The 12,453-nt window shown below is 71.1% G+C and carries 16 protein-coding genes; 8 read left to right on the top strand and 8 right to left on the bottom strand.

Features of this window, described 5'->3' with window-relative positions:
* Positions 1-10 precede the first annotated feature (10 nt).
* The 8 genes from AC07F0_RS03060 to AC07F0_RS03025 form a co-directional block, all read right to left on the bottom strand.
* A complete protein-coding gene (locus tag AC07F0_RS03060; RefSeq protein WP_478973442.1) occupies positions 11-691 on the bottom strand; it encodes an NAD(P)H-dependent oxidoreductase in 681 nt (226 codons plus the stop codon).
* Positions 692-725: 34 nt separating this feature from the next.
* Entirely contained in the window at positions 726-1,058 is a 333-nt protein-coding gene (locus AC07F0_RS03055; protein WP_478973439.1) for an ArsR/SmtB family transcription factor, read from the bottom strand.
* An 18-nt stretch (positions 1,059-1,076) separates the two neighbouring features.
* Positions 1,077-2,570, bottom strand: coding sequence for a sensor histidine kinase (locus AC07F0_RS03050; RefSeq protein ID WP_478973436.1), 1,494 nt, complete (start codon positions 2,568-2,570; stop codon positions 1,077-1,079).
* Positions 2,567-3,304 carry a response regulator transcription factor gene (locus AC07F0_RS03045; protein ID WP_306965752.1) on the bottom strand — a complete coding sequence of 246 codons (738 nt, stop codon included), beginning with the start codon at positions 3,302-3,304 and terminating at the stop codon, positions 2,567-2,569. The genes AC07F0_RS03050 and AC07F0_RS03045 overlap by 4 nt, the downstream gene beginning before the upstream one ends.
* 105 nt (positions 3,305-3,409) lie before the next feature.
* Positions 3,410-3,598, bottom strand: a complete 189-nt coding sequence (locus AC07F0_RS03040) for a hypothetical protein (RefSeq protein WP_478973433.1) — start codon at positions 3,596-3,598, stop codon at positions 3,410-3,412.
* Positions 3,599-3,625: 27 nt separating this feature from the next.
* Complete coding sequence (locus tag AC07F0_RS03035; protein WP_478973430.1) at positions 3,626-4,618, bottom strand: S1C family serine protease; 993 nt, start codon at positions 4,616-4,618, stop codon at positions 3,626-3,628.
* A gap of 107 nt (positions 4,619-4,725) precedes the next feature.
* Positions 4,726-5,748 (bottom strand): LacI family DNA-binding transcriptional regulator, encoded by a 1,023-nt coding sequence (locus AC07F0_RS03030; RefSeq protein WP_436726559.1) that lies wholly within the window; start codon positions 5,746-5,748, stop codon positions 4,726-4,728.
* Positions 5,749-5,886: 138 nt separating this feature from the next.
* A complete protein-coding gene (locus AC07F0_RS03025) occupies positions 5,887-6,666 on the bottom strand; it encodes a winged helix-turn-helix transcriptional regulator (RefSeq protein ID WP_478973427.1) in 780 nt (259 codons plus the stop codon).
* Positions 6,667-6,838: 172 nt separating this feature from the next.
* Here AC07F0_RS03025 and AC07F0_RS03020 point away from each other — a divergent pair, with 172 nt between their 5' ends.
* The 8 genes from AC07F0_RS03020 (at position 6,839) to AC07F0_RS02985 (ending at position 12,441) form a co-directional block, all read left to right on the top strand.
* On the top strand, positions 6,839-7,690 hold the full coding sequence (locus tag AC07F0_RS03020; RefSeq protein ID WP_478973424.1) for an alpha/beta hydrolase: 852 nt from the start codon (positions 6,839-6,841) through the stop codon (positions 7,688-7,690).
* Positions 7,691-7,728: 38 nt separating this feature from the next.
* A complete protein-coding gene (locus AC07F0_RS03015; RefSeq protein WP_037671193.1) occupies positions 7,729-7,983 on the top strand; it encodes a MoaD/ThiS family protein in 255 nt (84 codons plus the stop codon).
* Positions 7,984-7,985: 2 nt separating this feature from the next.
* A complete protein-coding gene (locus AC07F0_RS03010; protein WP_478973421.1) occupies positions 7,986-9,098 on the top strand; it encodes a hypothetical protein in 1,113 nt (370 codons plus the stop codon).
* A gap of 656 nt (positions 9,099-9,754) precedes the next feature.
* Complete coding sequence (locus AC07F0_RS03005; protein WP_478973418.1) at positions 9,755-10,495, top strand: LmeA family phospholipid-binding protein; 741 nt, start codon at positions 9,755-9,757, stop codon at positions 10,493-10,495.
* Between the two features lie 205 nt (positions 10,496-10,700).
* Positions 10,701-10,781 carry a putative leader peptide gene (locus AC07F0_RS03000; RefSeq protein WP_350310325.1) on the top strand — a complete coding sequence of 27 codons (81 nt, stop codon included), beginning with the start codon at positions 10,701-10,703 and terminating at the stop codon, positions 10,779-10,781.
* 136 nt (positions 10,782-10,917) lie between these two features.
* Complete coding sequence (locus AC07F0_RS02995; RefSeq protein WP_399415206.1) at positions 10,918-11,763, top strand: sulfurtransferase; 846 nt, start codon at positions 10,918-10,920, stop codon at positions 11,761-11,763.
* A 43-nt stretch (positions 11,764-11,806) separates the two neighbouring features.
* Positions 11,807-12,094, top strand: coding sequence for a DUF1416 domain-containing protein (locus tag AC07F0_RS02990; protein ID WP_010036201.1), 288 nt, complete (start codon positions 11,807-11,809; stop codon positions 12,092-12,094).
* A gap of 86 nt (positions 12,095-12,180) precedes the next feature.
* Entirely contained in the window at positions 12,181-12,441 is a 261-nt protein-coding gene (locus AC07F0_RS02985) for a DUF3099 domain-containing protein (RefSeq protein WP_436726564.1), read from the top strand.
* The last annotated feature ends 12 nt before the right edge of the window (positions 12,442-12,453 follow it).

Genomic DNA, 12,453 nt, shown 5'->3' with positions numbered 1-12,453 from the left:
GGTGCCGGCATCAGCCCACGGTGGCTCCGGCACCGGCCGCGACGCGCGCGACGGACTCCCTGACCGCGTCCAGCGCCGCGGCTCGTTCCTGGTCGGTCATGCGGGCGGGACCGTACGTGATCACGGGCTCCAGGACCTGGTAGCCGACGAACTCCAGCATTCCCCGGTGGATGTGGAACAGGAAGTCGTCCATCGGGCCGAAGGCGCCACCGGGCCGGAACGACTCGCCGGGCCCGCCGGTCGTGAACAGCAGCATCGCGCGCTTCCCGGCGAGCGCCGCGTCCCCGAAGAGTCCGTGGTCGCCGCCGAAGACGCCGCCCATCACGAAGACCCGGTCCACCCATCCCTTGAGGACGGCCGGCAGCGAGAACCACCACATCGGGAACGACAGCACGAGCAGATCAGCGGCGAGCAGCCGGTCGAGATGGGCCCTGACGGCCGTGTCGAGCGTCCCCTCCTCGATCGCCCGCAGCTGCTCGGCCTGCGGCTTGAACGGGCCCTCCATGGGTGCGAACTCCTCACGGGCGAGCACCGGCGCCCAGCCGTCGGCGTAGAGGTCCAGGACGTCGACCCGGTACCCGGCCTCGCCCAGGGACTCAGCCGCGGCGGCCATCTGGGCGGTGCTGAACGACCGGGGCTCGGGGTGGGCGTGAACGATCAGGGCTGTGGGCGCAGCAGTGAAGGACGACATGAGGAGATCATATCGACGTATCGCGATTCGTCAATCAGAGGGTGGTGCCGATCGCCCGCGCCAGCCGGGCCAGCCGCTCTTCGTCGCGCCGGTAGTGGGTCCACTTGCCCACCCGGGTGGGACGCACGAGTCCCGCCCGTTCGAGGGTGCTCATGTAGCTGGAGACCGTCGACTGGGCGAGTCCCGCCTTCGCCTGGATGTGCGTGACGCACACCCCGACCGCCCGGCGGTCCGCGATGGGTTCGTACTCGCCGAAGTGCGCCTCGGGATCCTTCAGCCACTGCATGATCTGCAGGCGGGCAGGGTTGCCGAGGGCCTTGAACGCCTCGATCAGATCGCCCGGATCCAGTTCCGCCGTCGCGGCCATGCGCCACCCTCCTCGCCGTCAGTGCGACACACCACGATATATCGATACCGGATCCGCGCTATCGTCGGCGAAGGTGAGGCTGTCCGGCGGTGGCACCGCCGCCCCCGGCAGTCGTACCGTCGCCACCGCGCCGCCCCCCTCCGCCGGCGACAGCGACACCTCCCCGCCCGCCTGCTGCACCGTGCGTGCCACGATCGACAGGCCGAGGCCCGAGCCGGGCAGGGCTCGCGCGCTCGGGGAGCGCCAGAAGCGGTCGAAGACGTGGGGGAGTTCGTCGGCGGGAATGCCCGGGCCGTGGTCGCGGACCGTCAGCGTGCCCTCGGACAGGCGTACCTCGATCGTGCCGCCCTCCGGGCTGAACTTCACCGCGTTGTCGAGGACGTTGACCACCGCCCGTTCCAGAGCGGAGGGCTCCGCCCGGACGAACCACGGCTGGACGTCCGCCGTGATCGTCAGTTCCGGGCCGCGCAGCCGCGCTCGCCGCAGCGCCGAGTCGACGATGTCGTGCCAGGCGATGATCTGCGTCCGGCCCGCGTGCTGGCCGGTGTCCGGCCGGGACAGCTCCTGCAGGTCGCCGATGAGCGCGGCCAGCTCCGTCATCTGCGCCTTCACCGACGCGAGGAGCGCCTTGCGGTCGGCCTCGGGGAGGGGACGGCCCGTCTCCTCGCTGCGGGTGAGGAGCTCGATGTTGGTGCGGAGGGAGGTGAGCGGGGTGCGCAGTTCGTGGCCTGCGTCGGCGATGAGCTGCTGCTGGAGGTCGCGGGAGCTGGCCAGGGCCGAGGTCATGGAGTTGAACGAGTGGGAGAGCCGGGCCACCTCGTCCTCGCTGTCCTGGTCCACCGGGATGCGGATGCCCAGGTCCTCCGTGCGGGCGACGTGCTCGACGGCCTCGGTGAGTTTGTCGATGGGGCGCAGCCCGGCCCTGGCGACCGCCAGCCCGGCGGCTCCGGCGCCCAGGACCCCCACGCCCGAGACCAGCAGCAGGATCAGTGCGAGATCATTGAGGGTGGACTGGGTGTTCTTCAGGGGCAGGGCGAGGATCAGCGCGGCGTTGGGCGCGTCGGGCTGCTCGGACGCCAGCCGCACGGTCATCACGCGCAGGGCGTTGCCGTGCTCGTCGGTGCCGTTGCGGACGATGCCGCGCCCCACCGGGGAGTTCTTGATCACGTCCCGGTCGGCCCCGGTGACATTGACCAGGCCCACGGAGCTGGAGTGGACGCAGATGTCCCCGTCCGCCTTGACGACCTCGAAGTAGGAGCTGTTCCGGAAGCTGTTGCCGCCCGGCGGGGTCTGTGAGCAACTGTCCACCGCCTGCTGAATGGCGATGTTCTGGCCCGGCTTCTGCAGCATCTTCTCCAGGTCGCCGTCCACCTGGTCGTACAGCTTCCCCTGCACGATGAACCAGCACGTCACCGACACCGCCGCCACCGCGAAGGCCACCGCCGCCGCGACCAGCAGCGCCAGCCGGGACCGGATCGGCAGCGAACGGAACCGGCGTACGACCCTGTTCACTCCGCGCCGCCCTGCCGCAACACGTAGCCCACACCCCGCACCGTGTGCACGAGGCGCGGCTCGCCGCCCGCCTCTGTCTTGCGGCGCAGGTACATCACGTACACGTCGAGGGAGTTCGACGACGGCTCGAAGTCGAAGCCCCAGACCGCCTTGAGGATCTGCTCCCGGGTGAGGACCTGGCGCGGGTGCGCCATGAACATCTCCAGCAGCGTGAACTCCGTACGGGTCAGCTCCACCTGGCGGCCGCCCCGCGTGACCTCGCGCGTCGCGAGGTCCATGCGCAGGTCGGCGAAGGCGAGGACGTCCTCGTCGTCCGGCGAGCCCGCGCCGACGGCCGCCGCGTAGGAGCTGCGGCGCAGCAGCGCGCGGATGCGGGCGAAGAGTTCGTCCAGTTCGAAGGGCTTGACCAGGTAGTCGTCGGCGCCCGCGTCGAGGCCCGTGACCCGGTCGCCGACCGTGTCGCGGGCCGTGAGCATGAGGATCGGCGTCGTGTCGCCGGTGCCGCGGATGCGGCGCGCCGCCGTCAGCCCGTCCATGCGGGGCATCTGGATGTCCAGGACGACCAGGTCGGGGCGGTACGCCGCCGCCTTCTCCAGCGCGTCCGCGCCGTCGACGGCGACCTCGGTCCCGTACCCCTCGAAGGCGAGGCTGCGCTGGAGTGCTTCGCGTACCGCCGGCTCGTCGTCGACGATCAGGATGCGCTGCGGGTCACGGTCGCCGTCTGCGGGGCTCATGGGTCGGGGTCCTCGGGTGTGGTGTGGTGGGGCGGGACGGGGTGTCGCTGACGCTCTCAGCCTCGCACGTCGGCGGGCCGGGCCGGCAGAAGGCCCAGCCCCGGATCAGCCCCGTACCTTGCGGCGCCGGGCGGCGGCGGCTCGGCGGGCGGGCCGGGCCCTGACCGTCGCCACCTCGGGGGCTCGCGCCGCCGTCGCCGTCGCCGGTGCGTGCAGTGCGTACGCCACCGCCAGTGCCGGCGCGAACTCCGCCGGGCCGGCCCCCGGCACCGTGTGCGGAACCTGCTGGATCATCGCCGTACTCCTGGAATCCGGTGGAACTCAGTCGGTGGCGCCCGCCCGCAGCTTGGCGAGGTCGGCCTTGACGGTGTTGATCGGTATGGCGAAGCCCAGGCCGACGCTGCCCGCGTCGGAGGACGAGGAGGCGGTGCCCGCCGGCGAGTACATCGCGGAGTTGATCCCGATGATGTTGCCGTTCATGTCGATCAGCGCGCCGCCGGAGTTGCCCGGGTTGAGGGACGCGTCGGTCTGGAGCGCCTTGTACGTCGTGGTGTCCGAGCCGGTGTCACCGTTGAACTGCCGCCCGCCGAACTCGAACGGCCACCCGTCGCCCTGCTGGGGCTGCTGGCCCTGGTCCTCGTCGGTCGGGACGGTGACGTCGCGGTCGAGGGCGGAGATGATGCCGCTGGTGACCGTGCCGGACAGGCCCTCGGGGGAGCCGATCGCCACGACCTGGTCGCCGACCTGCAGGCCGGAGGAGTCGCCGAGCGTCGCCGCCTTGAGGCCGGAGGCGTTCTCCAGCTTGATCAGCGCCAGGTCCTTCTTGCTGTCGGTGCCGACGACCTTGGCGGAGTAGGACTTGCCGTCGCTGGTCGTCACCTTGATCTGCGAGGCGCCGGCGACGACGTGGTTGTTGGTGACGATCTCGCCGCCACTGGTGATGATCACGCCGGAGCCGGTGGCGGAACCGGCGTTGGAGGCGGCGCTGATCTCGACGATGCTGGGGCTGACGGCCTTGGCGACGCCGGCGACCGTGCCCTTCTGAGCGGACGGCACCACGTTGGTGCTGGTGGAGCTGGAGGCGACGGTGTCGTTGCCCGTCAGCTCCTGTATGCCGTAGGCGGTGCCGCCGCCGATCGCCGCGGCGACGATCGCCACGGCGGCGAGCAGGGCGACCGGGCCACGCTTGCGCTTCTTCGGAGCGGGTGCCGGGGCGTACGCCGGCGGAGGCGGCCACTCGGGGTTCACCGGGGCCTGCTGCTGACCCTCGTAAGGGTTCTCGTACTCGCCACTGCGGTGGAAGCTCTCGGTCATGTCTCAGAGCTTGGAGCCCGACCATGAGAGCTTCCTGAGTCCACCCTGAGAAGCCCGACAGAACCTCGTATGCCCGATATAAAGGCGCCCCGGCCGGGACAGCACACCTAGGCGCAGCCGCAGGAGTGCCGTACCACCAGCCGCGACGGGAACACCTTCAGCCGCTCCCGGCGGGCCCCCGCCACGCGCAGCCCGTCGTCGAGGACGAGGTCCACCGCCGCACGGGCCATCGCCGAGCGGTCGGAGGCGATCGTCGTCAGGGGCGGGTCGGTCAGCGCCGCTTCCTTGATGTCGTCGAAGCCGGCCACCGCCAGCTCCCCGGGCACGTCGATCCGCAGTTCGCGCGCGGCCCGCAGCAGGCCGATCGCCTGGTCGTCGGTGGAGCAGAAGATCGCGGGCGGACGCTCGGGGCCGGAGAGGATCTTCAGGGCGGCCTGGTAGGCGTCGTAGCGGTTGTAGAGGGCCTCGAAGAGGCGGCCCTCCGTGGGGATCCCGGCCTCGTCCATCGCGCGCCGCCAGCCCTCGACGTGGTCGGAGACCGGGTCGCCGACCGCCGGGGTCTCGGCTATGCCGCCCATGCAGGCGACGTACTCGTAGCCGTGTTCCAGCAGGTGCCGGACGGCGAGCTGGGCGCCGCCCAGGTCGTCCGTGACGACGGCGACGTCGTCGATGGCCTCGGGCCGCTCGTGCAGCAGCACGACCCGGGCGTCCCAGGCCTCGATCTCGGCGGCGGCCAGGTCGTTGAGCGCGTGGCTGACGAGGATCAGGCCCGAGACCCGCATCCCCAGGAACGCCCGCAGGTAGTGGACCTCGCGCTCACCCACGTAGTCCGTGTTGCCGACGAGCACCATCTTTCCGCGCTCGGAGGCGGCCTGCTCGACCGCGTGCGCCATCTCCCCGAAGAAGGGCTGGCGCGCGTCCGGGATGATCAGGCCTATGAGGTCCGTGCGCCGGGACGCCATCGCCTGTGCGACCCGGTCGGGCCGGTACCCCAGCTCCTTGATCGCGGCGAGGACACGCTCGCGCGTGGCCGGGGCGACCGGCCGGGGTCCGTTGTTGATGACATAACTGACCACGGCAGTGGAAGTCCCTGCCAGCCGCGCCACATCATCCCGAGTCACCTTGGCCACGCGCGGAGTCTACGCGGATATACCCGCTCTGGGCAGGGCGTAAAGGAACTTCCGTACGATATCCCGACCGCCGTCCGGGGGACGTCGGCGCGGTCCGTGCGGAAAGCGATGCCCAGGTGGGCACCGCGATACGCCTCTTTACGCCTTGCTGCGCGACTCGGCGGCGCCCAGATCGGCTGACTCATCCGCGTTGTCCGGAATTTCCTTGGCCGCCTTGGCCTTCGCCTCCTCGGCGGCGCGCTCCACCTTCTCCGGCGTAACGAATCGATAACCGACGTTCCGGACGGTGCCGATCAGCGACTCGTGCTCGGGGCCGAGCTTGGCGCGCAGCCGCCGTACGTGCACGTCGACCGTGCGCGTACCGCCGAAGTAGTCGTAGCCCCAGACCTCCTGGAGCAGCTGGGCGCGCGTGAAGACGCGGCCGGGGTGCTGCGCGAGGTACTTCAGGAGCTCGAACTCCTTGAAGGTGAGGTCGAGGACACGGCCCTTGAGCTTGGCGGAGTACGTCGCCTCGTCGACCGACAGGTCGCCGTTGCGGATCTCCATCGGGGAGTCGTCGCTGACGATCTGCTGGCGGCCCATGGCCAGACGCAGGCGCGCCTCGACCTCCGCCGGTCCGGCGGTGTCCAGCAGGACGTCGTCGATGCCCCAGTCGGCGGTGACGGCCGCGAGACCGCCCTCCGTGACGACGAGGACGAGCGGGCAGCCGGGCCCGGTCGAGCGCAGCAGCTGGCACAGGCTGCGGACCTGTGGCAGATCGCGGCGGCCGTCGACGAGGATGACGTCGGCGCCGGGGGTGTCGACGAGGGCGGGGCCCTCCGCGGGGGCCACTCGCACGTTGTGCAGAAGCAGACCGAGGGCGGGGAGCACCTCCGTCGACGGCTGGAGGGCGTTGGTCAGGAGCAGCAGAGAACTCATACGTCTGGTTCCTCCTCGGTCCCTGCGAGGACGTTTGTTGGCACACCACAGCTCTGCGATCCCGAAGGCCCCGTACACCTGCGGTTTCCCGCGTCGTATACAACGCTTCCGAAAGCACAAAAGGACCCGGGGGCTACGCTGCCCGAGTCCTCTGCCCAGCAGAATAGCCCACATGAGCACTGGTCCGGCAGGTCATGTGGCGCGTTCCACCGTTCGTCCGCACTCCGAGACGACCCGGGGAACGCCTGTGCGGACGCAAACGCGGGCCTTTCTGCGCACGTCAGACGGCGTGGACATCGACGCCGTATACGACCCGGGTGCGGTTGTATACGACACCTCACGCTCGCCCGCCGATCACCCCGTGTTCGTCGTCGCCCACGGCTTCACCGGTGCGGTGGACCGTCCGCACGTACGACGGGTGGCGCGGGCCTTCGCCCGGTACGGGGCCGTCGTCACGTTCTCCTTCCGGGGCCACGGGACCTCCGGCGGGCGGTCGACGGTCGGGGACCGGGAGGTGCTGGACCTGGCGGCGGCGGTGGGGTGGGCCCGGGAGCTCGGGCACGCGCGCGTGGGGACGGTGGGCTTCTCCATGGGCGGCTCGGTGGTGCTGCGGCACGCGGCGCTGCACCCACGGCAGACGGACGCGGTGGTGTCGGTGAGCGCGCCGGCCCGCTGGTACTACCGGGGGACGGCCCCGATGCGCCGGCTGCACTGGCTGGTGACGCGGCCGGAGGGCCGGATGGTGAGCCGCTACGGCCTCCGAACCCGCATCCACCACCGCGACTGGGACCCGGTCCCGCTCTCGCCGGTGGAGGCGGTGCCGAGGATCGCGCCCACGCCCCTGCTGATCGTGCACGGTGACGCCGACGGCTACTTCCCCGTCGACCATCCCCGCATGCTGGCCGCGGCCGCCGCCGACCAGGGCGAACTGTGGCTGGAGCCGGGCATGGGCCATGCCGAGAACGCGGCGAGTGACGAACTGCTGGGCCGGATCGGGGAGTGGGTGGTGAGCCGGGCGGGCTAGCCTGACGGGGTTCACCGACAAGCAGATCGAGGAAGCAGATGCCAAAGGTCACGGTGCGCTACTGGGCCGCCGCCAAGGCCGCGGCCGGGGTGGCCGAGGAGCCGTACGAGGCGGCCACGCTCGCCGAGGCGCTCGACGGGGTCCGCGCGCGACACCCCGGCGAACTCGAGCGCGTGCTGCGGCGATGCTCGTTCCTCGTGGACGGTGATCCCGTGGGCACCCGCGGACATGAGACGGTACGGCTGGCCGACGGCGGCACGGTCGAGGTGCTCCCGCCGTTCGCAGGAGGGTGACGATGACCGACCAGCCGACCAACCAGCCGTACGACGGCTACGACCCCTACGACTCCTACAGGCACCAGGCGTATCCGCAAGGGCACCAGGGGCACCAGCAAGGGCACCAGGGACCCCAGGGGTACCAGCAGGGGCATCAGGGGTACGACGACCCGTACGCCGGTCAGCAGTACACGCAGCAGTGGCAGGGCCAGACCTGGGAGACGCAGACGCAGTCGCCGGTGTCCGCGCAGGCGACGGCGGCGGAGGAGACGGCGTATCTGCCGCCGCAGGGATACGGGGCTCCCGCTCCCTCTGACGCCCCCGCTCCCGCCCCTGCTTCCTCCGCCGAGTACGGCCCGGCCACCGTCGCCGGGAACCCGCGGGTCACGGACGCGCAGCGGGCGCGGGCGGAGGGCCGGTCTCCGATCATCGAGCCCGGGATGCAGCCGGTCGCGCTGACGGCGCTGCTGGGGCTGTTCCTGGCCGGCGCGGCGGCGGTCGGCACGTACGCGCTGCTGGTGCCGCTCGTCGTCCTCCAGGCCGTCACCGCGGCGGGCTGGTTCCGGCTGAACGGCATGTGGCCGGCGCGGCAGGGCATCGCCCTCGGCTTCGCGGGCGCGCTGGCCGCGGACGCGGCGCTGCTGGCGTCGGACCGCTCACCCTCGGCGATCCTGGGCACGCTCGGGGTGTGGGTGCTGCTGGCGCTGGTGCTCCAGCTGCGGTCGCACGCCGACCCGGACGAGCGGATGTACGGCCTGATGGCGACGGTCGCGGCGTCGGCGCTGGCGATCGTGGCGGGCGGGTACCTCGCGGCCGAGGCGGACGCGGTGACCGTGGGTGCGGTCGCGGTGGCGGTCGCGGTCCTGGCCCGTGCCCTGCCGCTGCCGACCCCGGCGTCGGTGGTGGTGGCGCTGCTCGCGGGAGCGGGCGGCGGCGTCGCGGCCGGCTCGCTGACGGGCCTGGGCACGTCGGGTGCCCTCCTGGGCGCGGGTGCGGCAGCCTGCGCCCTGATCGGCCACCGAGTCGCCTCCTACGACTACCCGTCCCGCTTCGTCCACTTCACGGCGGGCGTATCCCTGCCCCTGTCCGCAGCGGCCCCGGCGATCTACGTACTCGGGCGGGCCCTGGTGTAGCGCCTGGCGCCGGGTGGTGGGTCGGGGCCGCGCCGGGGGTGTCCGTCCTCGGAACGGCGCGATGAGGCCATATACCGACTGACTGGCGTTGACGCGCCAACCGCTGCGGGCGGACACCCCCCGACACGTCCCCTTCTCGCCGTCGGCGGGTGCGGGTGCGTCGTGATCGTCCTAACTGCGGGCGCGCGGTGGTGGCTCAGCTGCCGCAGGCTGCCGCGCTGCGGGCCGTCGTGGCCGCCCTGGCTGTGGGCGGGCCGCTGAGTTGCGGGCGCGCGGTGGTGGTTTAGTTGGCCGCAGGCTGCCGCGCTGCGGGCGCGTTCGGGGCTGCCCTGGCCGCCGGCTGGCCGCTGGGCTGCAGGCTGCCGCGGTGCGGGCTGTCGTGGCCGCCTTGACTGTGGTCCATCGTGCCGCTGGGGCGATGGGGCCCCTGCTCGAGCGAAGCCGAGAGCTTGGGGGAGGGTGGGCGCAGCGGCACCCCGTTCCGCCGGGCTGTGGACCCACCCGGACTCAGCACCGGCGCCGGGTGCCTGACCTGTCACAGATGATCGACAAACCCGGGGACCGCACCACCCACGGAGTTACCCTCACGCAAGGACGGCCGCTCGGTCGTCGAACACCGGACCGCCGTCCAACCGCCTAGGTGGGGGAAACACCGCATGCGCGCACTGCGAATACTGCTGATCATCGTCGTGATCCTGGGCGGGCTCTTCGTGATCGCCGACCGCGTCGCCGTGAACTTCGCCGAGGGCGAGGCCGCCGACCGCCTGAAGACCACCGAGAACCTCTCCGCCACCCCGGACGTGTCCATCAAGGGCTTCCCGTTCCTCACCCAGGTCGTCGGCGGTTCCCTGGACGACATCGAGGTCGGCATCACGAACTACGAGGCCGCCGCGGGCAACGGCGCCGAGAAGATCCGTATCGACGACCTCCGGGCCGACATGCGCGGCGTCGAGTTCTCCGGCGACTACAGCTCCGCCACCGCCACCAGCGCCACCGGCACCGCGACCATCGCCTACGACGAGCTGCTGAAGACGGCCAAGTCCGAGCCCACCCAGGTCGCCCCGGGCGTCACGGCCAACGTCGTCGGCCTCTCCGACGGCGGCAACGGCAAGATCAAGGTCACCGTCGAGGCCACCGTCCTCGGCACCAAGCTGCCCGAACCGGTCTCCGTGCTCAGCTCGGTGACGGTGATCGACGGCGACACCGTGCGAGTGAAGGCCGACGGCCTGCCCAAGTTCGGCGGCGTCGAGATCGCCGAGTCCCGCGTCCGGTCCATCACCGACTTCCAGCAGAAGATCGACGGCCTTCCCGGCGGCATCCAGCTGGACAAGGTGCAGGCCGCGCCGGGCGGCGTCGAGATCACGGTGAAGGGTTCCAACGTCCGCCTGGCCGGGTAGGAAAGGCGCCGGACGGACCCGGACCTGGGCTGTCCGGTGGGCGAGACGGTGACGTCCGTAGCTCAGATGTGACGACGGATACAGTCGGGCACAACCCGTGCCCCACGCCTCCCCTGGCCCCCTCAATCCCACATCGTGGATTTTCTCGTCTCAGCATGCGACACACCGGTGACACGCGTGCCTGACCGTCCCTACGATCGACGGCATGAAGCGACAGGCGGATCTCACGAAGCGGCGGGCAGTAGACCTGTGCCGCGTCGCCGCCATGCTCTGTCGCACCTTCTGAGCGACCGCGTCGGCCCATGCGCCGACGCGCGCATCCCCGCCGCCCCGCACCAAGGGCACCCGTGCGCCGCCCTCGTCATGGGCGCGCCCCGCAGACCTCGCACGCCCCGCCGTAACTGCCCCGGAGGAGAAAGAGCATGAGCCGCAGCGACGTCCTGGTCGACGCCGACTGGCTCCAGGAGCACCTGGACGACCCGACCATCGCCATCGTCGAGGTGGACGAGGACACGTCCGCCTACGAGAAGAACCACATCCGGAACGCCATCCGGATCGACTGGACCAAGGACCTCCAGGACCCGGTCCGCCGTGACTTCGTCGACCAGGAGGGCTTCGAGAAGCTCCTGTCGGAGAAGGGCATCGCCAACGACCACACCGTGGTCCTGTACGGCGGCAACAACAACTGGTTCGCCTCGTACGCGTACTGGTACTTCAAGCTGTACGGCCACGAGAACGTCAAGCTCCTCGACGGCGGTCGCAAGAAGTGGGAGCTCGACGCCCGCGAGCTGGTCGCCGGCGACGAGGTGCCGGAGCGTCCGAAGACGGACTACAAGGCCAAGCCGCAGGACACGTCCATCCGTGCCTTCCGCGACGACGTCGTCGCCGCCATCGGCTCGCAGAACCTGGTCGACGTGCGGTCGCCCGACGAGTTCTCCGGCAAGCTGCTCGCCCCGGCCCACCTGCCGCAGGAGCAGTCCCAGCGCCCCGGCCACGTGCCGAGCGCCCGCAACATCCCGTGGTCCAAGAACGCCAACGACGACGGCACCTTCAAGTCGGACGAGGAGCTCAAGGAGCTCTACGCCGCGGAGAGCGTCGACCTGGCCAAGGACACCATCGCCTACTGCCGCATCGGTGAGCGCTCCGCGCTGACCTGGTTCGTGCTGCACGAGCTGCTCGGTGTGGAGAACGTCAAGAACTACGACGGCTCCTGGACCGAGTACGGCTCCCTGGTGGGCGTGCCGATCGAGCTCGGCGCCAACAAGTAAGCAAACCGACCGACCTCTCAAGACCTCTCTTCAGGAGTACGACATGTGTGGAGCGAAGGCCGGCGGCCCGGACGCCTCGACGATCAAGCCCGGTGAGACCACCATCCAGGGTCAGGTGACCAAGGACGGCGAGCCCGTGACGGGCTACGTGCGTCTGCTGGACTCGACCGGCGAGTTCACGGCCGAGGTTCCGACCTCGGCGACCGGACAGTTCCGCTTCTACGCGGCCGAGGGCACCTGGACCGTCCGCGCCCTCGTGCCCGGCGCCACCGCCGACCGCACGGTCGTCGCCCAGAAGGGCGGCCTGGCGGAGGTCGCGATCGCCGTCTGACCGCGACAGTGCCACGAAGGGCCGCATCCCACGGGTTGGACGCCTGGGGTGCGGCCCTTCGGCCTGCCCGGACCTACGCTGGAGGTATGTACGCACGACGGCGGCATACGTACTTCGCGATGATGGGCCTCTGCATCGGCCTCTTCGTCCTGGCCTGGGGCGTCGTACGCCTGTGGTCCATGCCCGTCGCCGTCGGGATGTGCGTCGTCGCCATGGTCATCCCGCCCGTCGCGGCGATGGTCGCGAACCGGCGCGGCCCGGACGACCGCTGGTGGGACGACCCCTCCGGCGACCCCAAGTCCGACGAGTGGTGGGACGAACTGGACGGCAAGAAGCGCGGACGCTGAACCGGCCAGGGG

This window comes from Streptomyces sp. NPDC045955, assembly GCF_056430805.1.
Note: the sequence above shows the minus strand (reverse complement) of the source record. Positions and strands in the feature narration are given on the sequence as shown.